General features: G+C 64.5%; 23 protein-coding genes and 2 pseudogenes. 5 read left to right on the top strand and 20 right to left on the bottom strand.

Going from position 1 to position 25,835, the window contains the following annotated elements:
• Nucleotides 1-206 precede the first annotated feature (206 nt).
• The 13 genes from IPN92_15585 to ribB all read right to left on the bottom strand — a co-directional run bounded on the left by IPN92_15585 (nucleotide 207) and on the right by ribB (nucleotide 15,545).
• Complete coding sequence (locus IPN92_15585) at nucleotides 207-470, bottom strand: hypothetical protein (GenBank protein ID MBK8639619.1); 264 nt, start codon at nucleotides 468-470, stop codon at nucleotides 207-209.
• 552 nt (nucleotides 471-1,022) lie between these two features.
• The gene (locus tag IPN92_15580) at nucleotides 1,023-4,037 is read right to left on the bottom strand and encodes a type I restriction endonuclease subunit R (protein MBK8639618.1); all 3,015 of its coding nucleotides are present in this window, start codon (nucleotides 4,035-4,037) and stop codon (nucleotides 1,023-1,025) included.
• Nucleotides 4,038-4,070: 33 nt separating this feature from the next.
• Nucleotides 4,071-5,144 carry a macro domain-containing protein gene (locus tag IPN92_15575; GenBank protein ID MBK8639617.1) on the bottom strand — a complete coding sequence of 358 codons (1,074 nt, stop codon included), beginning with the start codon at nucleotides 5,142-5,144 and terminating at the stop codon, nucleotides 4,071-4,073.
• Between the two features lie 14 nt (nucleotides 5,145-5,158).
• The gene (locus IPN92_15570; protein ID MBK8639616.1) at nucleotides 5,159-5,812 is read right to left on the bottom strand and encodes a DUF4433 domain-containing protein; all 654 of its coding nucleotides are present in this window, start codon (nucleotides 5,810-5,812) and stop codon (nucleotides 5,159-5,161) included.
• On the bottom strand, nucleotides 5,809-7,206 hold the full coding sequence (locus IPN92_15565) for a restriction endonuclease subunit S (protein MBK8639615.1): 1,398 nt from the start codon (nucleotides 7,204-7,206) through the stop codon (nucleotides 5,809-5,811). The genes IPN92_15570 and IPN92_15565 overlap by 4 nt, the downstream gene beginning before the upstream one ends.
• Nucleotides 7,203-7,622: a virulence RhuM family protein gene (locus IPN92_15560; protein ID MBK8639614.1), complete on the bottom strand. Its 420-nt coding sequence runs from the start codon at nucleotides 7,620-7,622 to the stop codon at nucleotides 7,203-7,205. Before IPN92_15560 ends, IPN92_15565 begins: the two co-directional genes overlap by 4 nt.
• Nucleotides 7,623-7,783: 161 nt before the next feature.
• The gene (locus IPN92_15555) at nucleotides 7,784-10,087 is read right to left on the bottom strand and encodes an SAM-dependent DNA methyltransferase (GenBank protein MBK8639613.1); all 2,304 of its coding nucleotides are present in this window, start codon (nucleotides 10,085-10,087) and stop codon (nucleotides 7,784-7,786) included.
• 972 nt (nucleotides 10,088-11,059) lie between these two features.
• On the bottom strand, nucleotides 11,060-11,611 hold the full coding sequence (locus IPN92_15550) for a TlpA family protein disulfide reductase (GenBank protein ID MBK8639612.1): 552 nt from the start codon (nucleotides 11,609-11,611) through the stop codon (nucleotides 11,060-11,062).
• A 44-nt stretch (nucleotides 11,612-11,655) separates the two neighbouring features.
• Nucleotides 11,656-12,144 carry a phosphatidylglycerophosphatase A gene (locus tag IPN92_15545; protein MBK8639611.1) on the bottom strand — a complete coding sequence of 163 codons (489 nt, stop codon included), beginning with the start codon at nucleotides 12,142-12,144 and terminating at the stop codon, nucleotides 11,656-11,658.
• On the bottom strand, nucleotides 12,141-13,160 hold the full coding sequence (gene thiL / locus IPN92_15540) for a thiamine-phosphate kinase (protein MBK8639610.1): 1,020 nt from the start codon (nucleotides 13,158-13,160) through the stop codon (nucleotides 12,141-12,143). Before thiL ends, IPN92_15545 begins: the two co-directional genes overlap by 4 nt.
• 7 nt (nucleotides 13,161-13,167) lie before the next feature.
• Nucleotides 13,168-13,803, bottom strand: a complete 636-nt coding sequence (gene nusB, locus IPN92_15535; protein MBK8639609.1) for a transcription antitermination factor NusB — start codon at nucleotides 13,801-13,803, stop codon at nucleotides 13,168-13,170.
• Nucleotide 13,804: 1 nt separating this feature from the next.
• Nucleotides 13,805-14,272 (bottom strand): 6,7-dimethyl-8-ribityllumazine synthase, encoded by a 468-nt coding sequence (ribE, locus tag IPN92_15530; protein ID MBK8639608.1) that lies wholly within the window; start codon nucleotides 14,270-14,272, stop codon nucleotides 13,805-13,807.
• A gap of 133 nt (nucleotides 14,273-14,405) precedes the next feature.
• Nucleotides 14,406-15,545 carry a 3,4-dihydroxy-2-butanone-4-phosphate synthase gene (gene ribB / locus IPN92_15525; protein ID MBK8639607.1) on the bottom strand — a complete coding sequence of 380 codons (1,140 nt, stop codon included), beginning with the start codon at nucleotides 15,543-15,545 and terminating at the stop codon, nucleotides 14,406-14,408.
• Nucleotides 15,546-15,734: 189 nt separating this feature from the next.
• On the opposite strand from ribB, the gene IPN92_15520 reads away from it, so the two are divergent.
• A complete protein-coding gene (locus IPN92_15520) occupies nucleotides 15,735-16,529 on the top strand; it encodes a metallophosphoesterase (GenBank protein ID MBK8639606.1) in 795 nt (264 codons plus the stop codon).
• Nucleotides 16,530-16,611: 82 nt separating this feature from the next.
• On the opposite strand, the gene IPN92_15515 is transcribed toward IPN92_15520, so the two are convergent.
• The 6 genes from IPN92_15515 to IPN92_15490 are packed head-to-tail and all read right to left on the bottom strand — an operon-like array spanning nucleotide 16,612 to nucleotide 20,822.
• Nucleotides 16,612-17,490 carry an ABC transporter ATP-binding protein gene (locus IPN92_15515; GenBank protein ID MBK8639605.1) on the bottom strand — a complete coding sequence of 293 codons (879 nt, stop codon included), beginning with the start codon at nucleotides 17,488-17,490 and terminating at the stop codon, nucleotides 16,612-16,614.
• Nucleotides 17,487-18,047, bottom strand: a complete 561-nt coding sequence (locus IPN92_15510) for an ABC transporter permease (protein ID MBK8639604.1) — start codon at nucleotides 18,045-18,047, stop codon at nucleotides 17,487-17,489. Before IPN92_15510 ends, IPN92_15515 begins: the two co-directional genes overlap by 4 nt.
• Nucleotides 18,044-18,688, bottom strand: coding sequence for an energy-coupling factor ABC transporter permease (locus IPN92_15505; protein MBK8639603.1), 645 nt, complete (start codon nucleotides 18,686-18,688; stop codon nucleotides 18,044-18,046). The genes IPN92_15510 and IPN92_15505 overlap by 4 nt, the downstream gene beginning before the upstream one ends.
• Nucleotides 18,689-18,691: 3 nt before the next feature.
• Nucleotides 18,692-19,699: a transporter gene (locus IPN92_15500; protein MBK8639602.1), complete on the bottom strand. Its 1,008-nt coding sequence runs from the start codon at nucleotides 19,697-19,699 to the stop codon at nucleotides 18,692-18,694.
• Nucleotides 19,696-20,115, bottom strand: coding sequence for a hypothetical protein (locus IPN92_15495; protein ID MBK8639601.1), 420 nt, complete (start codon nucleotides 20,113-20,115; stop codon nucleotides 19,696-19,698). Before IPN92_15495 ends, IPN92_15500 begins: the two co-directional genes overlap by 4 nt.
• Nucleotides 20,112-20,822 (bottom strand): DUF4198 domain-containing protein, encoded by a 711-nt coding sequence (locus IPN92_15490; GenBank protein ID MBK8639600.1) that lies wholly within the window; start codon nucleotides 20,820-20,822, stop codon nucleotides 20,112-20,114. The genes IPN92_15495 and IPN92_15490 overlap by 4 nt, the downstream gene beginning before the upstream one ends.
• Nucleotides 20,823-21,618: 796 nt before the next feature.
• Here IPN92_15490 and IPN92_15485 point away from each other — a divergent pair.
• From IPN92_15485 to IPN92_15470, 4 genes and pseudogenes are all read left to right on the top strand, one after another.
• A pseudogene (locus IPN92_15485) lies at nucleotides 21,619-22,493 on the top strand (IS3 family transposase).
• A 38-nt stretch (nucleotides 22,494-22,531) separates the two neighbouring features.
• Nucleotides 22,532-22,801, top strand: a pseudogene (locus IPN92_15480) (hypothetical protein).
• Nucleotides 22,802-22,882: 81 nt separating this feature from the next.
• Nucleotides 22,883-23,767, top strand: a complete 885-nt coding sequence (locus IPN92_15475; GenBank protein ID MBK8639599.1) for a GGDEF domain-containing protein — start codon at nucleotides 22,883-22,885, stop codon at nucleotides 23,765-23,767.
• A 208-nt stretch (nucleotides 23,768-23,975) separates the two neighbouring features.
• Nucleotides 23,976-24,770 carry a Crp/Fnr family transcriptional regulator gene (locus tag IPN92_15470; GenBank protein ID MBK8639598.1) on the top strand — a complete coding sequence of 265 codons (795 nt, stop codon included), beginning with the start codon at nucleotides 23,976-23,978 and terminating at the stop codon, nucleotides 24,768-24,770.
• Nucleotides 24,771-25,029: 259 nt separating this feature from the next.
• Here IPN92_15470 and IPN92_15465 read toward each other — a convergent pair whose 3' ends face one another.
• Entirely contained in the window at nucleotides 25,030-25,632 is a 603-nt protein-coding gene (locus IPN92_15465; protein ID MBK8639597.1) for a hypothetical protein, read from the bottom strand.
• Nucleotides 25,633-25,835: the final 203 nt, after the last annotated feature.

Raw genomic sequence — 25,835 nt, 5'->3', positions numbered from 1 at the left:
TTTCAGCCAACATGGTCCGGATGGAGCCCTGCTCCGGTCGCTGAGCCACCCTCTCTCCCACCACCATCTTCGAGATCGCCTCCGGGGAATGGTCGGCAAAAAGATATTTCCTCTCACAGGCTCCGTGCCAACCCGCCGGGCTCGTCCAACCATAAGGACAACTCGTGGTTCGCTTCGCTCACACGTGTTGTCCTTATTCGTTAGGCTCATTTTCTCTCTACTTCAGGAGAAAAAGGCTCGGATGCCGTTCTTCCCGATGTTAGGCGAGATGTTTGTTCGGAGAATTTGAGCATCCCTCTTAGTGCCTGATTTACTGCGTCGGCATTGTGGAAAGCAGCAGCAACATCCGGCTCAAGCACGACAACATTAGAGCTTTCCATGTATTGTTTGTAGTACTTGCCCCGCACAGCCTTAGAAAAATCGAAGTCGTATTCTGGCCGCAACTCGTCTTGCACGTCTTCAGGCTTCATACTTTTTTTCTCATGCGCGGTGGCAGGTCTGGCACTGATGATGCGAACTTCGGCGGAGTTCTCTGTGTGGGATACCACTACGGGCCGGGGGGGCCCCGGCGCCGCGGGCGGGCCCGCCCGGGCGCCGGGGTGGGGCCCCGGGGCGCCCCCGTGCCCCGGCGGCCGGCGGCGGCCCCGGCTGGCGCCGCGTCGGCCGTCTTTTTTTTGCCTAACGCGGCCGCCGCGCTGTCCGCTTTGTACTGTTACCCCCGCGGTCGTGCGCAGGGGGCCGCCGGGTGGCTGGCTGGCGGACGTGCGCCGCGCGCCGCTCCGGGGTGGCGCGCCCCGGGAGTGACCGGTCCCCGAAAGTTGCGCCCCGGAAGCGCCCCGAGCCGTAGTGGCCGCCGAGCCGGCGCCGGGCCGCGGCGGTTCGGCTGGGCGCCCAGGCGGGTTCCCAGGCGCGTCGCGGGGCGTCGCGGTGCGTGTTTTCCCTATCTCTCGGTTTCGGCCCCCCCCCCCGCCCCCGGGGGGGGCGGCGCGCCGGTCGTCGGCGCGCCGTGGTTAGCCCGCGCTCTATGGGTTCGTGATCGCATACACCATGTCCCCGACAAACCGCTTGAACGACTCGTTCTCCACGAACTGCTTGTAGACCTGCGTGTCGTCCTTCAGCAGGTGCTGCATCACCTTGGCTAGCGCCTGGTCGTGCGCCATGCGCGCGGTGTGCGGCGTGTTCTCCTTCGCGTTCCGGTAGGCCATGTCGGCGGCGACCTTCGGCGCGATGTCTTCGCGGATGCGTTTGGCCACTCGATCGGTGTCGGTGAACAGTGTCCCGAACTGCTCGTTGAATGACTTCAGGATGTTGCTCAGCCGATCCAGGTCGGGCTCGCTCTTCCGCCCGCCTGCATCCGTCGGCACCGGCTCGATCTCCGCATCGTGGTCCGCCAGCGCGATCTTCATCGCCGCCTTCTTCTCGACGCGGTAGCTGTCCATGTCGATCGCCTCGAGGATGCCCTTGGCGAGGTCCTCTTCCTTCGGCGCCGGCAGCTTGGGCGTGAGCAGGTCGAGGAAGATCGAGAGCTTCTCCCACTCGGCGTTGCTGTACGGGATCACCGACGAGAGGAAGGCGTAGGTGCGGCAGAACACCTTGGCCTTGCCCTTGAAGTCCACCTGGCCATCCTCGTCGAGCCGGTCCACGTAGACCGCCACGCAGGCATCGAGGATCGGGTCGAGCTGGTCGCGATCCGCGTCGTCCAGAAACAGCGCCACCAACCGCTGCACCTGCTCGGGGGAGTAGACCTGCGCGGCGTCGAGCGCCCCCTTGAGGTCGTGCAGCTTGTTGGGGTCGGTCTCTTCGGCGAGCAGCGTGGTGCGGTAGTAGTCCTGGAAGGCGAAGGTGATCGCCTCGCTGTTGTTCTGGAAGTCGAGCACGAAGCAGTCGTGCTTCTGCGGGTGCGCGCGGTTGAGCCGCGACAGGGTCTGCACCGCCTTGATGCCCGAGAGCGGCTTGTCCACGTACATCGTGTGCAGCAGCGGCTCGTCGTAGCCGGTCTGGAACTTGTCGGCGCAGATCAGGAAGCGGTAGGGGTCGGTCTGGATCTTCCCGGCGATGTCGCCGCTCGGAAAGCCGTTGAGCGACGCCTCGCTCACCTTGGCGCCGTCGTAGTCATGCTCGCCCGAGAAGGCGACGATCGCCTGGTACGGGCTCTTGCGCTCCACCAGGTACGCCTTGAAGGCGTGAAAGTACTGGATGGCCCGCTCGATGCCGCTGGTGACCACCATCGCCCGCGCCTGCCCGCCGATCTTGCCGGCGGCCAGCACCTGCTCGTGGAAGTGGTCCACCATGATCTCGGCCTTGAGGCGGATCGCGTGGTCGTGGCTCTCCACGTAGCGGCGCAGCTTCTTCTTCGCCCTCTTGGTGTCGAACTCCGGGTCGTCCTCGGTCTTCTTGACCAGCTTGTAGTAGCTGTCCACCGGCGTGTAGGCCTTGAGCACGTCGAGGATGAAGCCCTCCTCGACCGCCTGCTTCATGGTGTAGCTGTGGAACGGCCGGTGCTTGACCTTGCCCTCGGCGTCGGGCGGCAGCGGCTCGCCGAACATCTCCAGCGTCTTGTTCTTGGGCGTGGCGGTGAAGGCGAAGTAGCTGGCGTTGGTCAGCATCTTGCGCGCCGCCATGCGCTTCTCGAGGGCGGCGTTCACCGTGTCCTCGGGGTCGGGGCCATCTTCGTCTTCCGCCGGCGCACCGAGCGCCTGGCTCATGGCCGCCGAGGTCTTGCCGCCCTGGCTGGAGTGCGCCTCGTCGATGACGATGGCGAAGGTCTTGCCGCCCTCGGTCGCGATCTCGTCGAGGATGAAGGGGAACTTCTGCACCGTCGAGACGATGATCTTCTTGCCCTCCTCGATGAACTTGCGCAGGTCGCCGGAGCGCTCGGCGTGGCCCACGGTCGCGCCCACCTGCATGAACTGCTTGATGGTCGCCTGGATCTGGCTATCGAGGATGCGCCGGTCAGTCACCACGATGACCGAGTCGAAGACCTCCCGTTCGATGCCGTCGCGCTTGAGGCCGATGAGCTGGTGCGCCAGCCAGGCGATGGAGTTCGACTTGCCGCTGCCCGCCGAGTGCTGGATCAGGTAGCGCTTGCCCGCGCCATGCGCGCGCACATCGGCCAGCGCCTGCCGCACGAGGTTCAACTGGTGGTAGCGCGGCCACACCTGCTTGCGCTTCTTCTTGCCGGTGCGCGGGTCCTTTTCCTCGACGACCTGCGCGTAGTTCTCGAGGATGTTGGTCAGCCCCGCCGGCGTGAGCACCTCTTTCCACAGGTAGTCGGTCTTGAGGCCGTGCGGGTTGGGCGGGTTGCCCGCGCCGTCGTTGTAGCCCTTGTTGAAGGGCAGGAACCACGAGCCCTTGCCGCGCAGCTCGGTGCACATCCGCACCTCGCTGTCGTCCACCGCGAAGTGCACCACGCAGCGGCCGAACTCGAACAGCCGCTCGCGCGGGTCGCGGTCGCGCTTGTACTGCTGGACGGCGTCCTCGACGGTCTGCTTGGTCAGGCTGTTCTTCAGCTCGAAGGTGGCGATGGGCAGGCCGTTGATGAACAGGCACAGGTCGAGCGCGCGGCGCGTCTCGTCCATGCTGTAGGCGAGCTGGCGCGTGATCGAGAAGCGGTTCTCTGCGTGCAGCTTCTCGGCCCTGGCGTTGCCCGGCGACGGCGTGCCGTAGAAGAGGTCGAAGTGCACCGGCCCGTGCTCCACGCCCTTGCGCAGCACGTCGATGACGCCGCGCTTGCCGATCTCAGCCGACAGGCGGGCGAGGAACTTGAGGCGGTTGATGTCCTTCGGATCGTTCGCGTCGGCCAGCGCCAGCTTCTTGAACGCCTCGGGCTGCCCGGCGCGGAGGAAGGCGAAGAGCTGCGGCACGTCGAGCGCGTGGGCGCGGTCGTAGTCCTGCGCGCCACCGGCGGAGTAGCCGGTGCCGCCGTAGGGCGGCGGCCGCTCGGCGACCCTGTTCGACGCAGCGGCGAGACCATCCGTGCCGGTCATGTGCCGCACGATCAGCGTTTCAAGGCCCTTCTCGCTGGTGTCGGTGGTCAAACGCTTGCTCCCGCAGGTTCGATCAAGTGCCCATCAAGTGAACTCGCGGCCCACGCCCGCATGAGCATCCCCGGTTACCCAGCCCTTACGCGTCAGACAGTCCACGGCAATGCCGATCTGGCGCGGCGTGAACTGCCGCTTGCGATCGTTCCATGCGTAGGTGTGCTCGACCACCGCATCCAGGCTGGCCGCGCCCTGCCGCGTCATCACCCAATGCACCGTCGCCAGCAGTTCCAGCCCGAACGGGGTTTCGAAGCCCTGCACCAACTCGGCCACGCGCTCGAAGCGCGCCCGCGTATCGGAATCGGCGGACAGGAACGCCTCGGCCTCTTCCGCAGCGCCGGGCACCAATTGCAACTGCTTGTCCGGGGCATCGCCGCCATCGGCGTAGCCCGAAATCAGATAACCCTCGATCTCGCGCAGCACATGCCGAAGATTCTCGGCGTACGGCCCGTACGGAGCTTGCTTGTAACGCAAGCGCAGCGGCTGCCCCGCCTCCTGCATGAAATACATCAGCTTGTGGGCTTCCAGCAGCGTCACGAAAGGGTCGAGTAGCCCACGCAGGTAGCGGTTCAGCAGTTCCACCAGCGCAGCACGCCCAGGCGTCATCTTCGGCACGTCGCGCTGATGCTTGATCGTGTCGGCAGCGGGCGCCCCACCCGGCTCGAACACCATCACGCGCAAACCCTCGAGCTCACCCAGCGCGGACTCGATGCGCGGCCGCACCTGCGCCCAGTCCAGCCCGCCCAAGCCGCTGCCCAGCGGTGGAATAGCGATGGAACGGATGCCGCGCTCGCGGATGGTCGCCACCAGTGCCACCAGGCCGGCGTCGATATCCTCCATGCGGCTCTTGCCGCGCCAATGCCGCTTGGTGGGAAAGTTGATGATGTAGCGCGGCGGTGTCAGTTGGCCGGTGTCGAATACGAACATGCGGCCTGGCTGCACCTCCTGACGCTTGCATGCGGCGGCGTAGGCCTCGAAGTTGGCGGGGAAGATCTGCTTGAACTGCAGGGCGATGCCGCGCCCCATCACGCCCACACAGTTGACCGTGTTGACCAGGGCTTCAGTGTCGCTGCGCAGAATATCGCCGCTTGTGTGCTCGATCATGGTCGAACCCTCACTCAGTAGTACCAGTCCGGCCGCAGCTCGACCGATGGCCGATGCTGCGAAGCGGACAAGGCGTGCATGACCTTGCCATGGGTTTCGCTAGACTTTACGCCGATGCGCGCCACCAGATGCCACGGAAAGGCGCGCTCCAGCAGAAACTCGGCCTGCTTGCCTTCCTTCAAGCTCTTCCAGTCGCGGGCCTGCACGGCGGCCCAGTCGATCTCGCCAAGCTGAGCGAGATCGCACCGGTCCTCAAAGTAATAGGCTCCGGCGTTGGACAGGGTAAACGCCCACCGCAGGCCCTGCTGCTGTGCCCAATGCACTACGGCTTGCAGGTCCGCCTCCAGATGAAGAATCGGCTCCTGACCGCCCCGGTAGGTCAGTTCCGGGTGATTGGCCTGATGGATCAGGTAGAGCATCACCGAGCGCGGGCAGAAGTAGAACGGAACGCAGTCACCGACAAACAGCTCGGGATGGCTGGAAAGCCGCAACTCATTCAACCGCCGATGCTTGATGCCACTCATGCCGATCGTCGTGCCCAACTCGCCGCCCTGCGAGCCGCGACGCAGCACCTCGCGGTCACACGACAGTTGCCCGTCGGCCAGGACGGACCGCAGCCGGTCCACATGCACGATGTGGTACAGCTTGGGCTGCGCCGGGACGGTCATACCGCGGCCTCCTCGTCAGCGGCCTCGGCCTCATCGGCCAGCTCGGCGTCGTCCTCGGCGGTGTCGAGCGGCGCTTCGTCGGGCAGCCGCGCCGCCGCCTCGCGCACATCGAGCTTGCCGGTCACCACGTCGGCGACGAGACGGGTGCGGTATTCGCGGAGGAGTTCGATTTCGCGTTCGAGGCGGGAGATGGTTGAGTCAAACGCCGCAGTCTCGACCTCAGCCCGCTTGGCAATTTGCCTCTGCTCGCCAAGGGATGGAAAAGGCATTCCCATCGCTCCGATTCTCTCCACGTTCAGATTGCCCTGCGTGTTCACTGGTGCTTCGCGCAATAGTTCTGGTTTCATGCACAAGAAGACCATGTAGAGGTAGTCACGATCAACGCTTGTCGTGGGGACGAACCCAACGATGGAATCCGGAAAACATGCATCGAATGTCAGAACCGCGACTTCTCCAATGTTCGCCGCGATTGTCATTACAAGCGTTCCGCTTGGAAACAGCTTGCTGACAGCCAGCCCTTTTTCATTGAGGGACTGGCTGTAACTCGTGATCAGCTTCGAAGCTTGGGCCACCACTCCCGTTTGGATGAACGGATACTTGCCGTCATAGAGAGAAGCATCATTACGCGGCCTATGAGAGAACTTCCCGCGAAGGATACGAGTTGCCTGCTTCACGCGCCGAACCTCCCAATGCTGCGGAATGTCGCCGAGCCAGGGGATGCCGGAGGGTTTGAGGGGGACGGAGGGGTCGAGGCCGCGGGTGACGGCGCTGTGGATGATGGCCTGCTTCTGCTCGCCCAGCAGCGCGATCACCTTCCGCTTCGCCCGGATCGCCCGCTCCAGCCGCCCGTTCGCCCAGTCCAGAAACCGCACAATCGCCGCCTGCTCGTCGGGCGGGGGGAGTGGTATTGGCGCATCAAGAAACCCTGTGTCGGTCAGCTGTAGACGGGAAATCCAGACGCCCTTGGATCTGACCTGCAGTTCCCAGTGAAACGCTGAGGAACGGACCAACTCATGCAGAAAGCGAGGGTTGATCTGCGCTGAAGGACGGCTCCGATACACGCTATAGGCGGTGCTGATGATTCCATGATGCTGAGACACACCCAATCCGCCGGCCCACGCCCAGAGACTGTTGATCACAAGGTCTCCAGGCCAGCATAGCTTGTGTCCCACGTAGGACTCAGCCTTGAACATCGTCACGCTGGCGCTACTGCGAGGTACCACCCCGCGAGCGGAGCTAACAGTGAGAAGCTCCTCTCTCCCGGTCTTCGACCGTTCGTCGATAGCGACCAAGTAGGATTTACCGCGTTTTGTCACCCAATGGCCCGGCACCCGCCCGAGCCACGGCAGCCCCGACTCCTTGTACTCAACGTACGGCTTGAGGTCAGCGATCATGGCGCTCGCCGCTTCTTCTTGCGTGCAGGCTTCGCCGCCGGCAGCGCGCGCACAGCTTCGTCAAAGTCGTCAGGCCTTGCGGCCTTCTCGGCGAGGCGTTCGCGGTGGAAAGCGTCGTACTCCTGGGTGGCGTGACCGACCGCCTCCTCGTGGGCAATGCGCCCGCCGTGGGTGAGGATTTCGCGCTCGTTGAGGCGAAGGAAGCCGTCGAGCTTGGCCACCCAATCGCCCATGCGCATGGGGATGATCGCGTCGAGGTTGTAGAAATCGAGAGTGCGCTGTACATCCCTCTTGCCCTCGCGACGAACCGACAAGAATTCCTTGTGAGTTGCCTCGGGATGCAGCTCGCCTTCCTCGTAGATGTTCTGGAGATGAAAACTGACGTTCTGCTGGGTCGTCTGGAACAGGTCGGCCATCAACTGCTGGGTGAGCCAGACCGTTTCGCCCTCGAAGCGGACCTCGAGTTTGATCGCGCCGTTCCCGGCTTCGTAGATCAGGAACTCGGACTTTGCCGGGAGATCGCTCAATTCTCGCGACACCGTTACGAGAATCGGCTTCCCGCCCGCGGCTTTCTTCTTCACGGCTTCGCCCCCTTCAACAGCCCATCCAGCAGCCCCTCGGCTTCCTTCTCGATGGCGAGGATGTCGGCGCTGATCTCCTCCAGCGTGCGCAGCGGCTGCGGCTTGTAGAAGTGCCGCGTGAAGCTCACCTCGTAGCCGGTCTTGGTTGCGTCCCGCTTGATCCAGGCATCCGCCGTGTAGGGCAGCACCTCGCGGCGGATGAAGGCCTCGATGCCGCCGCCTTCGAGCAGCGGCACCTGCTCGGTGTCGCGCAGGTCACTGTCGGGCTCGTACTCGACGATGGCCGCCTTGCCCTCCACCGTGGCCTCGAACAGCCCGTGCAGCGGGTCGGCCTTGGCCTTGCCGGGCTTGTGCAGCTTGGCGATGACGGGCGGCGCGGTCTCCTCGCGCCAGCTCACGGCCTTGAGTATCTGCTTCAGGTCGGCGGCGGCGAGCTTGATGCCGGCCTTATCGAGCGCGGCGTCCACGCGGTCGCGGAACAGGTTGTGGTCTTCGAACAGCGTGTCGCCGAGCGACGCCCGCAGCTTTGTGGCGACCTCGACCAGGCGGCCGTCGCGCTCCCAAGTCCTGGGGTCGAGCAACTTCTTGCGCTTCTTCTCGGGCAGGCCCTTCTTGGCGCTGCCGCCGTCTTCGTCGTCGCCCTCGTCCACGTCGTTGCCCCAGTCGGCCAGGCGCTTCTCCAGCGCGGCGGAGACCTTGGCGAACTTGGTGAAGAGGTCGTCGCCGAACTCGTCGTAGAGCGTCGCGCGGATGTCCTCGTCGCCTGACGTGAAACGCAGCGTCTCGATTGCCTTGAGCGTGAGCTGGCTGTGCAGGCGCAGAGGGCGCTCGACGGTGACCTTCCAGTAGCCAAAGGCGGCGCCCAGGAAGATCTTCGATTCCGGGGTCTCTTTGAAGTCGAGGAAGGTGCGGCTGATGCGCTCGATGTCCTCGGGCGAGAGCTCGCAGTTCTTCTTGCCGAGGTTTTTGCGCAGCGGCTTGAACCACTGGCTGGCGTCGATGAGCTGCACCTGGCCCTTGCGGTGCGCGGGCTTCTTGTTGGACAGCACCCAGACGTAGGTGGCGATGCCGGTGTTGTAGAAGAGGTTGAGCGGCAGCGCGACGATGGCTTCGAGCCAATCGTTCTCGATCAGCCAGCGGCGGATGTTGCTCTCGCCCTGGCCCGCGTCGCCGGTGAAGAGCGACGAGCCGTTGTGGACCTCGGCAATGCGACTGCCCAGCGCCGACTTACCGTTCATCTTCGAGGCCATGTTGGCGAGGAAGAGCATCTGCCCGTCGCTGGAGCGGGTGACGAGCGACAGTTCCTCGCCCTGGTGCATCACCTTGAAGCGCGGGTCGCGCATGCCGTCCTTGCCGCCCATCGCTTCGAGGTCCTTCTTCCAGCTTTTCCCGTAGGGCGGGTTGGCGAGCATGAAGTCGAACTCTTGGGCGGGGAAGGCATCGTGGGAGAGCGTGGACCACTCCGCGCCCCCGACGATGTGGTCGGCGCTTTCGCCTTCGCCCTTCAGCAGCATGTCCGCCTTGCAGACGGCGTAGGTCTCGGGGTTTATCTCCTGGCCGTACAGCAGGCAACTGACCTGCTGGCCGCGCTTGTTGCCGATTGAGGCGAGGGTTTCTTCGGCGACGGTGAGCATGCCGCCCGTGCCGCAGGCGCAGTCGTAGAGCAGGTAGGTGCCGGACCGGATCTCGGCCTCGATCGGCAGAAACACGAGGTTTGCCATCAATCGAACGGCGTCGCGCGGGGTCCAGTGCTCGCCCGCTTCCTCGTTGTTCTCCTCGTTGAACTTGCGGACCAGCTCCTCGAAGACCGTCCCCATCGAGTGGTTGTCGATGCCGGCCGGCGAGAGGTCGATGTCGGGGTCGAGGAACTTGTTGATCAGCGTGCCGATGGCATCGGCCTTCGACAGCGTCTGTAGCTGGTTGCGAAACTTGAAGTTGTCGAGGATGTCCTGGACGTTGGGCGAGAAGCCGTTGAGGTAGTCCTCGAAGTCGGCCAGAAGTTGCTGCTGACTGCCTCGCGACTTGAGGTCGCGCAGCGTGAACTTCGAGGTGTTGTAGAAGGCTTGCTCCGCAGCAGCGCACAGGGCGGCGCGCTGCTCGATGATGCGCGCTTCGTCGAGCATGTGCCTGGTTTCGAGCACCTTCTTCTTGGTCGGCTCGAGCACGGCGTCCATGCGGCGGATGACGCACATGGGCAGGATGACGTCGGGGTACTTTCCCCGCTTGAACAGGTCGCGCAGGACGTCGTCGGCGATGCCCCAGATGAAGGAGACGATCTTGTTGTGGGTAGCTTGATCCATCAGTCAGTCGTTACCTTCACATTTGGGGGCATGCCACCTTCGCCAAGCTGACCGATGCAGGCCACCGACGTCTCCTTGGAGCACAAACGCATCACTCTCGTCGGGCTAACAATGAATTGTATGGACCCGCCTATCTCCCCCTCTAGGATGATAGCCGGCCAGCCAGATCATTCGACCGCGCATCAGGTGGGGTAATTGGCGCTAATGTTCAGCTGATCAGTGCTAGCCGGCCGGCGACCTTCCAGGGTTACTGAGTTCCGGTAATCCCCGCCGAAATGACGCCCTCAAAATTGGTCATACCAGCAGGGAATGCGGGGATTCAGGTGCCAGGGGGGGGTCCGGTCTGGATAGCGGGGTTTTGACGCTAATCACCTCAGGTGGTGCAGGTTGATTAAACCGTGGTTCACTACACTTGACAAGAATAATATGCCTTGGAACCTACGGAACCACGAAGTTTTCCGCCCTTTGACGAGAAACTGCGAGCCAGGAGCCAGTCCGACCTCCAGCGGCAACAGGCGCGGCACGCGGTAGCCATCTACCACGAAGCGACCGTTCCCGAGACCCATCCGGCATTGCAGCGCCCCGCAAGCTTACCAACCAACGCTCGCACTCTGCCCGCGCTTCAAGGTGGGTCCACCGCTCCTGGTTCCACTCGGCCGCCAGCAGGAAAGGGCATGCCCAGCCCTGCGCAATCGTTACCCGCACCACCTCAACCCATGTCGGCGAGCATGGCGCCGTCCTTATTGCCTCCCGGGCCAGTCACCTCGCCGCACCCGATTCGGGGGGTAAGTCGGCCTTCCTCCGACCTCCCTGGAACGGCGCCCTATCCTCCCCAGGTGAACGGGCAAGCCATCCCAGGGGATTCGTCCGAGCTAAGGCAGAGCGGAGCCAATTGGTTTTGAGCGCGCGAAGACGCACTAAGCAGCTGTTTAGAAACCCCGGTGTTTGGGGGATATGATCCCGGCTCGCCCTTCAGGGTTGCAGCAGGCCCCGGATCGCCTTCACCACCTCCGGGCCGTCGAATTCCTGTTCGCCGGCGAGGCTGAAGGCCAGGCGCCCCTGGGGATCGACAATAAAACTGGTGGGCAGGCCCTTGAGCGGCCAGCTCATGGTGGCCTTCGAGTTGGTGTCGAGCAGGACTGGAAAGCCCGCGGCCCCCGCGAAGGCCAGGGCCGTTTCCCGATCCTCGTCCACATTGACGGCCAGGACCTCGAATTCCTCGGGCTTAAAGAGTTGGCGCACCCGGCCTAGGGAGGGGAATTCCTTGCGGCAGGGCGGGCACCAGGTGGCCCAGAAATTGACCAGCACCACGCGCCCCCGGTATTGGGCGAGATCGATGGTCTTACCCCCCAGGTCCTGCAGCCGCAAGGCTGGCGCGGGCGCGGGTGTCTCCAGGGGCGTCAGACCCTTGGCCAGCGCCCAGGCGGACGTGGAGAGGGCCGCCAGGGCCAGACCCGTAGTGGTGGCCAGGAAGCGCCGGCGATTCAGGGGGTAGGCGGTCGAGGATCGGGACGGGATGGGCATGAGGTTAGGGCTCCAGGATAAGGATGGTCACCCCCGGGCTGGGGTTAGCGGCTTAAGGCCAGCACCAGGTGCAGGATACCCCAGGCCATGAGGCCGGCGACCAGGTCGTCCAGGAGGATGCCGAGGCCGCCCTTGATCCGCCGGTCCAGGGCGCCGATCGGCCAGGGCTTGAAGATATCGAACAGGCGAAAGAGGATAAAGCCCAGCAGGATCCAGATCCAGCCCGGGGGGGCCAGGGCCATGGTGACCAGAAAGCCGAGGATCTCGTCCCAGACGATGGCGCCGGGATCGCTGGCGCCGAGTTCGCGGGCGGTCTTGTCGCAGGCCCAGAGGCCCACCAGAAACAGGATCGCCAGCACCAGCAGGTAACCGAGGGGCGGCAGGTCCTGGAGGACCAGATAGAGGGGAATGGCGATGAGGGTGCCGGCCGTGCCGGGCGCCAGGGGCGAGAGACCCGCGCCAAAGCCGAAGGCGATCCAGTGGTGGGGCCGGCGCCAGTCCCAACGGAGTCTGATGGGTGCGGGAGCGGTCATGGACCTAAGCCAGGGTCCGGAAAGTGATTGAAGCCCGTCCGCGGGGGGGTCCAGGTGCCGCCATCTGGGCAGCGGCAGATCAGGCCCGGATCGGCGTACCCCCCGGTCCCGGCCAGGATATGGCCGATGGGGGTCAGGGGGCAGTCCAGTCGCCGGGACAGGGCGGCGAGGCTGGCCAACTGGTCCGGGGGCAGGGTGAAGCAGAGTTCATAGTCGTCGCCCGCGGCCAGGGGCAGGGCCCAGTCGTCCGGGGTTCCGGCGAGATGGGCCCTCAGGGGCGGTGACAGGGGCAGGTCGGCCAGGCGGATCTCGGCGCCGAGCGGTTGGGGCCCCGGGGCGCCCTCCCGCGCGGCGCTCTCCTCCAGGATATGCCCTAGGTCCGCCAGCAGGCCGTCGGAGATGTCGATCATGGCCGTCGCCAGGCCGCGCAGGGCGAGACCCAGGGCCAGCCGCGGCGTCGGCCGCTCCAGACGGGCGCGGGGGAAGGCCGCCACGGGCTCCCCCGCCAGCAGGCCGCGTAGGGCCAGCCCGGCGTCGCCCAGGGTACCGCTGACGCACACCAGATCCCCGGGCCGGGCCCCGGAGCGGCGGATAGCCCGACCTGCCGGCACCAGGCCATGGACCTGCACCGTGATGCTCAGAGGCCCGCGCGTGGTGTCGCCACCGACGAGGGCCACCCCATGCGCCCGGGCCAGGGCGTCAAAACCGGCGGCGAAGGCCCCGAGCCAGGCCGGGTCCTCCCCAGGCAGGGTCAGGGCCAGGGTCGCCCAGGCCGGTTCCGCCCCCATGGCGGCGAGATCGCTCAGGCCCACCGCCAGGCACTTGTGGCCCAGGGCCTCGGGATCGACATCGGCCAGGAAATGGACGCCGGCCACCAGGGTGTCGATGCTGACCGCCAGTTCCTGGTCCGGTGGCACCCGCAGCAGGGCGCAGTCGTCGCCAACCCCCAGGACGACATCGTCCCGCCCCGCCCCGAGCCGGGCGAAGTGGGTGCGGATGAGGGCGAATTCCGACAAGGACGCCTCAGGCGTCGCCGTCCGGGACCGGCGCCGATGGGGGCTCTGCGGGAGCGAGAGTCGCCGGCGCCTCCGGCGGCGCGGCGGCCGTGGGCTTGGCGGGCCTGGAGGCCCGTGCGGACCCCGATCGGGAGGCCCGCGGGGTCGCCGGGGCGGGAGTGGCCGTGAATTCCTCCGGCCTCAGGGTGCGGGCCAGTCGATCCAGGATGCCGTTGACGTAGCGATGGCTATCATCGGTGCTGCCAAATTCCTTGGCCAGTTCCACGGCCTCGTTGAGGATGGCGCGGAAGGGGATGCGGGGGCTGTGGGCCAGCTCGTAAACCCCGAGCCGCAGGATGGCCAGATCCACGGGGGTGACCTGGATCAAGGGCCGGTCGAGGACCGTCTGGAGCTGGCGGTCCAGGTCCTCGACCTGCTCGGGCACGCCGCGCACCAGCTCCTGAAAGAGGGCCATGTCGTAGAGGGCGTCCGCCACCGATTGCTGTTCCCCCTGGTGGAGGCCCAGCCCCTCGGCAACCACCTGCATCCAGGCGGGGTCATCAAAGAAATGACGGACAATATCGGCCGGCGCCAGGCCGGTGATCTGCCACTGATAGAGGGCGAGCACGGCATAGCGCCGCGCCTGGCTACGGCGTCCTGACATCTCAGTCGAGCTGGCGCAGCACGTTGACCATCTCGATGGCGGACATGGCCGCCTCGGCGCCCTTGTTGCCCGCCTTGGTGCCCGCCCGCTCAATGGCCTGCTCGATCGAATCCACCGTCAGGACGCCGAAGGCCACCGGAATGCCGTACTGGAGGCTGACATGGGCCAGGCCCTTGACGCACTCGCCGGCGATATAGTCGAAGTGGGGCGTGCCGCCACGAATGACGGCCCCAAGGGCGACGATGGCATCGAAACCACCCTTGGCGGCGATGCGCTGGGCGGCCACCGGCATTTCGAAGGCGCCGGGGACGCGCACCACCACCAGGTCGGATTCCTCGGCACCGTGGCGCTTAAGGGTGTCGATGGCGCCCGCCAGCAGGCTCTCCACGACAAAGGCATTGAAGCGCGATACCAGCAGGCAGAAGCGCGTGTTGGCAACCCGCAGGTCGCCCTCTAGGGTCTTGATCATGGTCGGTACCGATGGGTGTTACGGATTAAAGGCTGTAAGGATTGAGAAATCGGAGCTGGCAACCGCGAGTCTAAACCTCAAGGGGAAAGGGTATCCGACCCCTGATCATTCGGCCCCCTGACGACCGGATCAGTCACCCAGCGGACCCCGAGGCGCTGTCGCTACCGACGTATTCGACCACTTCCAGCTCGAAGCCGGAGATGCCGTGCATCGCCCGTGGGGCGCTCATGACGCGCATCTTGCGGACCCCGATGTCGGCCAGAATCTGGGCACCGATGCCATAGGTCCGGAGTTCGCAGCGATCCTGGCGACGCGAGGCCAGCCCCTCCGCCAGCGGGCTGCCGGGCCCGAGGGCCTTGAAACGCCCTAGCAGGTCCTCGACCCGGTCGCGATTGCGCAGTACCACGATGACCCCCTCCCCCGCCTTGGCCACCTGGCGCATCACATCCCGCAGGGGCCAGCCACATCCCGGGTGTTGGGTACCAAAGAGGTCACAGAGGGAATTCTGGAGATGGACACGCACCAGGACCGGACGCTCGGGGGCGATATGGCCGCGCACCAGGGCCAGGTGCAGGTCGTTATCGATGCTGTCCCGATAGGCCAGGATGCGGAAGGTGCCGAACTCGGTGGGCAGCTCGCAATCGCACTCGCGCTTGACCGTCTTTTCATGGCTGACGCGATAGTGAATCAGGTCGGCGATGGTGCCGATCTTGAGGTCATGGGCGGCGGCGAAGCGCTCCAGGTCCGGGCGCCGCGCCATGCCGCCATCCTCGTTGAGGATCTCGACGATGACCGCCGCCGGCTCCAGACCCGCCAGCCGCGCCAGGTCGCAGCCCGCCTCGGTATGACCGGCGCGCACCAGGACGCCACCGGGCTCCGCCATGAGGGGGAAGATGTGACCGGGATGCACCAGGTCCCGGGGCTGGGCGTCGGGGGCGACCGCAGCGCGGACAGTCGTCGCCCGATCCGCCGCCGAGATGCCGGTGGTGACGCCGCTGGCCGCCTCGATCGAGAGGGTGAAGGCGGTGGAATGGGGGGCCTGATTATCCAGGACCATGAGGGGCAGCCGCAGCCGCTCGCAGCGCTCCTTGGTCAGGGTCAGGCAGATGAGCCCCCGGCCATACCGGGCCATGAAGTTCACCGCCTCCGGTGTCACCCGGTCCGCCGCCAGGAGCAGGTCGCCCTCGTTCTCCCGGTCCTCGTCATCCATGATGACGACCATCTTGCCCTGACGCAGGTCTTCGATGATCTCTTCCGTGGTATTCAGGTTCATTGCAACGGCTGCGCTTCGGGTTGGCTAACAATCAACGTGGCAGTTTAGCAAATTGGCGGGCGCGAAATCCGCGTTTTTGCCGATCCGGTCCGCGGTCGCCCGGACCGCCCGCCTTGCCGTTCGCGGCCCCGCCCTCATTTCCGGGTATCCCGTTGACCATTCGTCGCCCTTGCCATGAGGTGCCCCGCCATGAGATTCCTCCCCAGCCTGCGTCTCTGCCTCCTCCTGGTGGTCTGCGTCCTGGCGGCCCCCGCCCGGGCCGCCGGGGATCACTTCTACTTCGTGCAAATGACCGACAGCCACTTCGGGGCCGATGACAACCTGGAGCGCGGCCGGCGGGTGGTCGAGCTGATCAATCAGCTCCCCGTGCCGGTGGAGTTTGTCGCTCACACGGGCGACATCCTGGCCGACCTCATCCTGGACCCCGGGGTGGTGGACCAGACGCTGGAGGTGATGGCAGGCCTGCAGGCGCCCCACTTCTATGTCCCTGGCAACCATGACCTGCACAAGACCGACTCGGATAAGGCCCTCGCCGTCTATCTGGAACGCTTCGGGCCGCTGGTACGCAGCGAGGAATTTGGCGGGGTGGTGGCCATCTTCCTCTATGTCGAGACGCTGGCGCGGGATTGGCCCGTCATCAGCGGCTACGACCCCCTGGCGGAGCTGGAGAAGGCCCTCAAGCAGGCGGGAAACCGCCCGGTACTGCTATTCCAGCACACCCCGCCCGTGGGTGGTCACTTTCGTAACGTCATCTATCCCGGCTGGGCGGCGGAGAACCGCCAGCGCTGGGAGAAACTGGTGCTTGGACATAACGTCAAGGGGGTCTTCACCGGCCATTACCACAAGGATGAGCTGCACTGGATAGGCGAGGTGCCCCTCTTCGTGGCCCCCCCCGTGTCCGGTTCCTGGGGGCGACAAAGTACCTTTCGCCTCTACGAGTACCAGGACGGCAGGGTGAGCTATCGTACCGTCTATTTGCCTTAGCCGGGGATGGTTACGCCAGCAACAGGCCCCGCCAGACGGGGCCGGTCAGGTCGATCTGAGCCAGATGCAAGTCTGATCCCGTTCAGTCCCAGTCGTGGACGTGGAAGTGCGCGGGCAGCTTCTCCCCGTGGCGGTGGCGGTGACTATGGACCAGGTTTGCGGCCAGAAGCGCGTCACCGTCCCGGAGAAAGGCGCCAATCTCGCCGTCGTAGATCAGGCGGTGGTCCTCCCCGAGCACCAGGCAGCGCTCGCCCAGTTCATCGGCGAGGCTCAGGTTGTGGGTGGTCACCAACGCCGTCTGCCGCAGGTTGGCGAGGAAGTCGATGAGCCAGCCGGTGCTGCGGGGGTCCATGTTGGCGGTTGGCTCGTCGAGCAGGAGCACCCGCGGCTCTAGGGCGAGCAGGGCCGCCAGACAGACCCGCTGCTTCTCCCCACCGCTCAGACTGAAGGGGGTGCGCCCGAGCAGCGCCTCGAGCCGGAGCAGGCCAGCCCAATGACGGACCCGCTCCTCCAGGTCGGGCAGTCCAAGCTGCCGCGGTCCAAAGGCGATCTCGTCGGCGACCGTCGGATTGAAAAGCATGGCGTCCGGGTTCTGGAATAGCAGGACGACCTCGCGGCGGAAGCGCCTGTGGAACCCCGGCTCGCGCAAATGTTGGCGGGTCAGGGGTTGTCCGTCGTAGCGGACCTCACCCCTGGAGGGCGTCAGCAGCCCGTTGAGCAGCCTCAGGAGGGTGCTCTTGCCGGTGCCGTTGGCCCCGAGCAGTACGACCTTGTCCCCTGGTCTCAGGGTGAGGTCGATGTCCAGGAGCAGGTCGTGGGTTCCATCGAGACGAAAGCTGAGGCCCTCGGCCTCCAGCAGGGCCGGGGCCGGTGATGGCGGCGGGCCCCCGGCGGCATCCGTCGCCGGGGGGCTGCCCTGGGTCCCGGTCTGAGACGGGCCCGGGGTTATTCCGGGGCTCATTCCGCGGTCGGGCCGAAGAAGCCGCGCGAGCGCATGGCCAGGGCGATCTCGCCGGCGCCGTGCTCCGCCTTGTCAAAGAACTGCACCGCCACCACAGCGCCTTGGGTGTAGCCCTCGCGCAGGGAGGCTCGTCGCAGCCGGCGGCTCTCCCCGGCGAGGCGAAACTCCTGGTGCAGGCGACGGAAGGTCATGATCTGGCTCAGGGCAAGGACGATCAGGTAGATCAGGGTCGGCGAGAAGTTCAAGGCGCGCAGGAGGTCGACCCGGGAGACCATCAGGAAGGTGAGAAAGGTCAGCAGGATGACCCGGACATTCATGAGCGCCAGGTAGCCCCACCGAACCTCGCCACCGAGCAGACCCGCCACGCTGTACCCGAGGCTCACGGCCAGGTTGAAGAACAGGACCGGCAGCAGGGTGCGAAGCAGCAGGGCCGGCGCTTGCCGCCCGGCGATCAGCACCGCGACCAGGAGCCCCGCGCCCAGCCAGAGGACATCGTGGATCAGGGTGATGGCAACGACGGCCGCCAGGTAGGCGGCGAAGCCAAGGCGGTCCTTCACGGGGCCGCGCCGGTGCGCCGTCGCAGGAAGCCGACCACCAGCACGGTCAGCAGCCCTTCGCCGATGCCGAGCAAGGCATGGGGGATGACCACGGCGGGCAGGGTCACCGCCAGGCCGAAGGGGAAGAACAGGGGTTGTCCATCGGGGGTATGGGCGATGGACGGCTGCACACCCAGCACCAGGGCGATGAGCAGGGCCGGCACCACGCTGGCCAGCCAACCGGCAGCGAACAGCCCCACCCGCTCGCCCATCGGCCTGAGCAGACGATAACCGAGGCAAGCCATGGCCGAGCCCGCCAGGCCCATCGCCAGGGCATTGACCGGCAGCACCGTGATGCCCCCGGCGCCGAAGACCAGGGCCTGTAACAGCAGCACCAGGGACACCGCCGCGAAGCTGATCCAGGGGCCGAAGACGACGGCGAGGATGCCGATCCCCGAGGCATGGACCGAGGTACCGCCCGGCAACGGCAGCATGACCGACATCAACACGAAGCCCAGGGCCGAGAGGACTGCCAGGCGTGGCAGCAGGGTCTCGTCGAGGCGCCGTTGCAGGCGACGGGCGGCGTAGGTCCAGGCGCCCGCGGCCAGGGCGTAGGCCGGCAGGTAGGTCTGGGGCGACAGGAAGCCGTCGGGGACGTGCATGTCCTAGAAGAGCGCCGACAGGGAGAAGATGATCCGGTAGTTCTCTTTGCCCTCGCCGCCTTGCTGATCCGGCTCCTCGTTGAGGTCGGTCCAGGCCGGTAGCTTCACCCCCAGGGCGAAGCTCATGTTGTTCCAATAGGCGCGGACCCCGGGCATCACGTAGAGCATCTGGCCTCCGGTGGCAAGCTCGGAAATGCCGTCCTCGCTGTCACGCCCGAGGCACAGATAGTTGAGTTCGACCAGACCGTCGAAGCGCAGACGCTGCTCCGGGTTCATATACATCCGGTAGATGAGCGCGGTATTGAAGCGGAATTCATCGCCGAACCGGGCGCTGAAGGGTTCGTCGTTGTGGGCCGGGTCGGCGTGGTAGCTATGGCTCTGGAACCAGAGGTTGGAGATGTCGAGGTTGAGCGTGGTGCGCTCGTTGAGCATCTTGCTGGCCGTAGCCCCCAGGGTCCAGGCCGGTTCACCGAAGCCCGTGGACATGCCGGGGTCGATGTCGCCGTCGGGGTCGCGGACATTGGGGTTCCCGGTCGGCAGGGTCGCGCCCGCATAGAGGGTGAAGTGCCAGTCCTCCAGGTCGTCGAGGCTTTCCTTCTCCGGGACCAGGTGAAAGCCGTTGTCGTACTTGAACCCGAGGGTGGCGTTCACGGAGGCGTCGGCAAATCCGGACGTGTTGGCGAAGCCGTCCTCATTGACCTTTTCGTTATAGGGGAGAAAGGCATACAGCGACAGCCAAGGTGTCACGCCGTAGCCCAGGCCGGCCATCCAGAAGGTCGCGGACTCGGCCTCGTCGTCCTGGGGGGGCGTGTAGGTCTTCCAGTTGGCGTAATCCATCTTGAAGTAGGTGAAGACCTTGCCCTTGGGTAGGGTCGCCGAAGACGACTGTTCGATGGGCGCACCCGGCCCCTCGAGCCCGGCCGCACCGAGGCCAGCGACACCGTGGTGCGCCGAGGCGACCAGGGGTGCCAGCGCCAGGGCCGCGCCAAACGCAACAAGTCGATATTTCATGATCTTTTTCTCAGGAACAACGACCACACCCCAAAGATGCCGAACAGGAGCGAGAGCCCGACGGCGAGACCGCCCAGGGTGCCGAGCCCGACCGAGGGGGCGGAGTTGCCGCCCTCGCCGGTGGTGGCGACGGTGAAGTCGCCACCATGACCGTCTTCGGAGAATGCCTTGATCCGCCAGTCGCCCGCCCGGTCTGGGATGAAGGCCAGACGCCCATTGGCGTCGGTACGGCCGGCCAGGAAGGGGATCGACTCGGCTGGCCGGTAGACCTCGGCGGACTCGTAACTGAAGGGGCTGCCGTCGCCGTAGTGCAGTTCGACGATCACCGCATTGCCGGTCTGCGCCATATGGTTGAGCTGGTGGGCGTGCAATGTGCCGGCGAGGAAGGGCAGCGGCAGGACTAGGAGCGCCCTCACGGCTGCTTGCCCAGGGCGAAGGTCAGGGCCGTGGTATGCACCACCTCGTCCGCTTCAGGTCCGACATGGGGCGTGCGGGTCGATGCCTGGATAAGCTGCAGGCCCCCATGCTTGATGCGGATATTCAGGGTCCCGTCGGCGTTGGTCTCGCCCCGCGGCTTACCGTCGTAGGTCACCACCGCATTGGCGACGGGCTGGCCCTTGGCCAGGACGCGCAGGGCCAGCTTGTCGCCATCCTGGATGGCCAGCGGATTCGCGGCCGGCACGATCTCCAGCGGCAGCCCGAGGGACTTGGCGGCGCCCGGACCCCACTGGGAGATATGTTTGACGCTCTCGAAGCCCTGCCAACTGCTCAAGGGCGATGGGGCTTCGGTCTTCTTCAGGTTTTTGGTGCCGGCGGGGGTCTTGCTCCAGTAACCGCTGGAGGTCAGCACATACAGGACCGCGCAGTCGCCCGCGATCTCTACCGGGGCCGTCGAGCCCACCCGGGCCGGGCTGGGGCTGCCCGCCGCATCGGTGCAGGTCACCGACTTGACGATGGACGGGGCGTAGGCGATCTCGCGGGCCCCCTCGTGGGAGACCTGGGGGTGGTGTCCATAGCGGACGATGAAAGCGCCGCCGGAGGGCTCGACCCAGAGGTCATGGGCCGCGGCCGTGGTGGCGAGGGAGAGGAGGCCAAGCCCCAGAAGGAGTTGTCTTGAAAACATCGTCAACGCTGATAGGTCCCGGAAAACGGCCTGCATAGTATCACGAATTTAAAAATCGTCACACTGGCAGCCTTGTTCAACGACAGATAAGCCTGAAGGGGGCCGTGATTCCAAGCTGAGGTGAGCCTGAAGGCGCTGGTGCGGGCGTACCTGGCCAAGGTGACGGGCTGTCGCGGGCACCGCTCACCGCCTGGTCGGGCGAGCACAGGATGGGCAGGCGTTGCGGGACCGGCGGGCCCTCCCGCTCAGCCCTGTGCACGGCGCTTCACGCCCGAAGATGTGCGTCTGCTGGCCGAGGTTGATGCCCCGCATGGCGACCGCTCGGCGACAACTGCTCGAAGTACATCAACGCCGGGGTCGCCGCCCTCTCGTACAAGCTCCACGCAGAGTTCACCAAGTCGCGCGCGCCGCACCAACGACAACGCCCTGGCTGAGAGCGAGAACGGCTCGGTCATCCGCAAACACCTCGGCTACAGCCACATCCCTGGCCGCTGGAGCTATTGTCAAATCTGGTGTATGAGACCATGGGACCAGAGTTTTGTCAGGCGGCTTCCCGTTGCTCCTCTTGGGTCTCCGGCGGGTCGTCAGACACCGGAATGCCGTCTGCGTAGCGTGCCCCACCGAGCAGCTCGGCCACTTTCTCGGGAGCACGGATGCGCCGCCAGGTCTTGGCGGCCTCCTCGCTCAATTTGAAGGCCAGACCGAGGAAGGTCGCGCGGGTGACGCAGTTCTGAGGTTCCCCCGAAATTTAGTCTTCCAAGGGTGACGTAGACGGTCTGTCACACGGGAGACGATGATGCAGAAGATTCCGAAGCAAGCGTACACCGCCGAGTTCAAGGACCAGGCGGTGAAGCGGGTCAAGGACGGCAAGCGCGTGGGCGCGGTCGCCAAGGAGAGGGGTCTGGTCGAGCAGACCCTGCGCAACGGGGTGAAGGCGTTCGATGTCGGCACGCTCAACGGTGCGGGCGCAGCGAAGGTCACGGCGGAGGCGATGGAGCTGTCGCGTCTGCGCGCGGGGAATGCGCGGCTCAAGCGCGAGGTCGACATCTTAAAAAAAGCGACGGCGTACTTCGCGCGGGAGGCGCTGTGAAGTACGCCTGGATCGCTGCGCACCGCGACCGCTTCGCCCTGAACGAGCGGTGTGATGTCCTCGCCGTCCGTGTCGGCGGCTACCGGGCCTGGCCGGGTGGCGGCACAGCGGATCGCCGGGGGCTGACGGATGCACCGTTGCTGGACCTGTTCAACCGCGCGGTCGTGGGCGGGTCGCTGCAGCCGCGCATCACGGCCGACCTGGTCACCGACGCGCTGATCATGGGTTGGTTTCGACGCCAGCCAGCCCCGGGGCTGATCCACCCTTCCGATCGGGGGAGCCAGTACGCGAGCCCTGCGTGCCAAGCGACCCTGGCGCCGTACGGCATGGTCTGCTCGATGAGCCGCAAGGACAATGGTGGGGACAATGCCCCGACCGCGAGCGGGTTCAACCGCTTCAAGAACGAGCGGGTCTTCGGGGAGCACTTCGCCACCCGCGACGCCATGCAGGCCACCGCCTTCGCGTACATCGAGGTGTTCTACAACCGCAAGCGTCGGCATTCCACCCTCGGTTACCCTTCCCCGATGCAGTTTCTGAAGGACTGGATCAACCCTCGACAAGGAGAAAAGCAGGTCGCATGAACCCCTGCCCTTGGAAGACGAAAAACCGAGGGAACCTCAGTTCCTGCGTGGAGGGGCGCAATGGCCACCTGTCGCTGTATCATTATGGCAGTCACCGCTTGAGCGACCGCAAGCTGGCGGCCCTGACGGCGCTGCATAACTTTTATGTCCGGCGCCCTGACGGCACCACCGCCGCCGAACGCCTCTTCGGGCGGGCTCACCCGGCGCTGTTTGAGCAGGTACTGGCGCACGTCTCCCTGCCGCCGCCCGCGCGGCGGCGACGACCGCGACCAGTCAAGCAGTCTGCCCTGACACTGGTGGCGGCGTGACGGGGGTGGGTGGAGTTATGATCAAGGCCGGCGGGTCCATACAATGCATTGTTAGCCCGCTCTATGCAAAAGGAGATGTTTATGAAATCAAAAGATTTAAAAGAAAACTTGTCTGCCAAGAGGCTTTCGCTTGGACGCGTGCTTAAGAAAAATGAGACAATCAAAAAAACTGTCAAAAAGGCTGCCAGTGATCTTACATTTGTAAATGAAGTTCTAAAGCAAGAAAATGTCCCTGATCAGATTATGAAACAGGCCCTTAGTCAGAATCAAAATGTCGAACAGAAGGTTGCAGAAGCCGCAGACGACTTGAAGCTGGTTAACGTCGAACTCGCCGAAGAAATCGCTGAACGAATAGTCGTCGAATCCGAACTCGCTGACACGAAGACTGACTTGGCCGAAGCGCTCGACGATTTATCAAGAGCCCAGGTAAAAACGGAAGAAGCGCAACAAATTGCGCTTCAGGACGCACTCACGGGTCTTCCCAACCGTGTCTCATATGAACAGCATCTCGACCACGGTTTGATCCAGGCAAAACGGCACGATTGGGGACTTGCCGTGCTATTTATTGACATCGACAAATTCAAGAATATTAACGATTCTTATGGTCATGATCTAGGAGATCAGGTGCTACTAATGGTGGCAAATCGTTTAAAGTCTTTTGTACGCGATGAAGACATAGTCAGTCGCTGGGGAGGCGACGAATTTGTATGCCTGTTGTTCGAAGTCAAGCAAAAAGCAGAGGTAACTCGCCTTGCAGAAGAAATGATAATTCGGATTGCCGAAGCCTTCGAGTTTAATGGGATTGTTCTTTCCATAAGCGCAAGTATTGGTATTGCTACATATCCCGCAGATGGAGATACGGCTGATGTTCTTTTCAAAAAAGCCGATACAGCAATGTATAAAGCCAAGGGGACAGAGAAGCGTGTTGTGCTGTTCCGAGAATCTGGTGAGCAAACAGCGGGCTAACAAGCCGCTTCATACCGACCGCGAGTACGCGGCGGGTGAGCGGAAACGTTAGGGCGCTAAGCTTCTGCTTCTGCTTCTGCTGTTGTCATGCTAATTCTCAAAGTCCTCCCCATCTGCGGGCCACCGCACCGGAGTGCGCGATACAGAAAGTACAGCCAAGCCGCTTTGAGCGGATAATCTCAAACCCTTCAATTCAAAGAGTCCCGAGATGCCTGTCAAGCCCCAACCCCAACCCCAGCAGAATCATCTTCTGGCCGCCTTGTCCCCTGAGGTTCAAGGCCGTTTATTCCCGTATCTGGAACTAGTGCCGCTGCCACTGCGCGCGCTCATGTATGAATCCAGGCGCCCGATGCGCCATGTCTACTTTCCAACTGACTCCATAGTCTCGCTGCAATACGTGATGGAGAACGGAGCATCGACCGCGATCCTGGTGGTGGGTAACGAGGGCTTGGTGGGCATCACTTTATTCATGGGCGGGGAGAGTACGCCGAGCCGATCGCTGGTGCAGAGCGCCGGTTACGCCTATCGCCTCCCCAGACTGCGGGTGAAAGAAGAGTTCAACCGTCACGGCCAGTTGCTGGTTCTCATGCTGCGCTACACGCAGGCCCTGATCACGCAAGTAGCTCAGACCGCTGTTTGCAACCGGCATCATTCGATCGACCAGCAGCTCTGCCGCTGGCTCCTGCTTTCCATGGATCGCCTGTCGCACAATCACTTGACCATGACGCAGGAATTCATCAGCAACATGCTTGGCGTTCGCCGGGAGAGCGTCACCCAGGCGGCGTTGAAATTGCAGCAGATGGGCGTGATTTCATATTCGCGCGGATTAATCAAGGTGCTTGACCGGTCGAAACTCGAAACTTTGAGTTGCGAGTGCTACGACGTGGTCAAGAAGGAAACAGAACTGCTGCTTCATTACCTGCCACAGCGCAAGGTGATCATGAATACCGACTCGATTCCGACGGTGACGCTCCCAACGCAGGAGGTGGTGACACGTCAATGAAAACGGTGCTTGGCGAGCCCTCTGGTTGTCTTCAAGAGTTCGCTAGAACAACTGAAGGGGGCAGGCACATCGGCGGCGAGGACCGTTGTTATCTTCCAGCTTCCTTCCAGTTTTCTCGGCCTCGGTCACTTCGTAGCATCAAGAGCAGCGAGGCTCAACCAGGCGGTCAAGCGGACTCGCTACGCTCGCTGCTTACCTCTACTTTAGGCCTGAGGAGCTATTGTCAGATCTGGTGTATGACCATGGGACCAGAGTTTTGTCAGGCGGCTTCCCGTTGCTCCTCTTGGGTCTCCGGCGGGTCGTCAGACACCGGAATGCCGTCTGCGTAGCGTGCCCCGCCGAGGAGCTCGGCCACTTTCTCGGGGGCACGGATGCGCCGCCAGGTCTTGGCGGCCTCCTCGCTCAATTTGAAGGCCAGGCCGAGGAAGGTCGCGCGGGTGACGCCGTTCTTGGTTCGACGGGTACGCTGGCGCACCGTAGCGAACGTCGACTCGATCGGATTCGTGGTGCGCAGGGGCACCCCGTGCTCGGCCGGGAAGGCGAAGAAGGCGAGCAGGGCCCCGCGGTCCTCGGAGCCGGAGCGATCGCGCACCTTGGGCACCTGTACCTCCACCGGACCCACCGGGGTGAGGATCTCGCGCGCCGGCAGATACCCGTTGCGTACCACCGCCCGGCGCCCATCCGTCAGCAACACCGCGGCCAACGTCTCGAGCAGCTGCTCCACCTCCGCCTCGATGGCCCGCTGCAGGATGTCGCGCGCCCCGCGGCGCACCAACTCCTCCAGCGGCAGGCCCAGCTCGGCCAGCGGCTCCACCCGATCCCCACTTGCACTTCGGGTCCCCGTCCTCGTATCGTTGCTCATGGCGCACCTCTCTCGTTGCTGCTTTGGGTCTCGACAACCACATGGTCAGCAACGGTGCGCCGCCTGCTCAAGCGCTATCAGTCCCCGCTCATATACACCAGAATCGAGCATAGCTCCTGGCCGCTGTGCCGAACAGGTCAACGACTTCGCCCAAGGGGTACTGTCTCCCTACCTCAACTTCCACCGTCCCCGCCGCCTCCCCA

This window comes from Chromatiaceae bacterium (assembly GCA_016714645.1).
In the GTDB taxonomy this organism is placed as follows: Bacteria; Pseudomonadota; Gammaproteobacteria; order Chromatiales; family Chromatiaceae; genus M0108.
Note: the sequence above shows the minus strand (reverse complement) of the source record. Positions and strands in the feature narration are given on the sequence as shown.

Excerpts from the sequence above, each read along its gene's own strand:
- IPN92_15585 (MBK8639619.1), bottom strand. The coding sequence starts at position 470 with ATGAAGCCTGAAGACGTGCAAGACGAGTTGCGGCCAGAATACGACTTC.
- IPN92_15575 (MBK8639617.1), bottom strand. The coding sequence starts at position 5,144 with ATGATCGAGCACACAAGCGGCGATATTCTGCGCAGCGACACTGAAGCC.
- IPN92_15570 (MBK8639616.1), bottom strand. The coding sequence starts at position 5,812 with ATGACCGTCCCGGCGCAGCCCAAGCTGTACCACATCGTGCATGTGGAC.
- IPN92_15565 (MBK8639615.1), bottom strand. The coding sequence starts at position 7,206 with ATGATCGCTGACCTCAAGCCGTACGTTGAGTACAAGGAGTCGGGGCTG.
- IPN92_15560 (MBK8639614.1), bottom strand. The coding sequence starts at position 7,622 with ATGGCCGACCTGTTCCAGACGACCCAGCAGAACGTCAGTTTTCATCTC.
- IPN92_15555 (MBK8639613.1), bottom strand. The coding sequence starts at position 10,087 with ATGGATCAAGCTACCCACAACAAGATCGTCTCCTTCATCTGGGGCATC.
- IPN92_15550 (MBK8639612.1), bottom strand. The coding sequence starts at position 11,611 with ATGCCCATCCCGTCCCGATCCTCGACCGCCTACCCCCTGAATCGCCGG.
- IPN92_15545 (MBK8639611.1), bottom strand. The coding sequence starts at position 12,144 with ATGACCGCTCCCGCACCCATCAGACTCCGTTGGGACTGGCGCCGGCCC.
- nusB (MBK8639609.1), bottom strand. The coding sequence starts at position 13,803 with ATGTCAGGACGCCGTAGCCAGGCGCGGCGCTATGCCGTGCTCGCCCTC.
- ribE (MBK8639608.1), bottom strand. The coding sequence starts at position 14,272 with ATGATCAAGACCCTAGAGGGCGACCTGCGGGTTGCCAACACGCGCTTC.
- ribB (MBK8639607.1), bottom strand. The coding sequence starts at position 15,545 with ATGAACCTGAATACCACGGAAGAGATCATCGAAGACCTGCGTCAGGGC.
- IPN92_15520 (MBK8639606.1), top strand. The coding sequence starts at position 15,735 with ATGAGATTCCTCCCCAGCCTGCGTCTCTGCCTCCTCCTGGTGGTCTGC.
- IPN92_15515 (MBK8639605.1), bottom strand. The coding sequence starts at position 17,490 with ATGAGCCCCGGAATAACCCCGGGCCCGTCTCAGACCGGGACCCAGGGC.
- IPN92_15505 (MBK8639603.1), bottom strand. The coding sequence starts at position 18,688 with ATGCACGTCCCCGACGGCTTCCTGTCGCCCCAGACCTACCTGCCGGCC.
- IPN92_15500 (MBK8639602.1), bottom strand. The coding sequence starts at position 19,699 with ATGAAATATCGACTTGTTGCGTTTGGCGCGGCCCTGGCGCTGGCACCC.
- IPN92_15490 (MBK8639600.1), bottom strand. The coding sequence starts at position 20,822 with ATGTTTTCAAGACAACTCCTTCTGGGGCTTGGCCTCCTCTCCCTCGCC.
- IPN92_15475 (MBK8639599.1), top strand. The coding sequence starts at position 22,883 with ATGAAATCAAAAGATTTAAAAGAAAACTTGTCTGCCAAGAGGCTTTCG.
- IPN92_15470 (MBK8639598.1), top strand. The coding sequence starts at position 23,976 with ATGCCTGTCAAGCCCCAACCCCAACCCCAGCAGAATCATCTTCTGGCC.
- IPN92_15465 (MBK8639597.1), bottom strand. The coding sequence starts at position 25,632 with ATGAGCAACGATACGAGGACGGGGACCCGAAGTGCAAGTGGGGATCGG.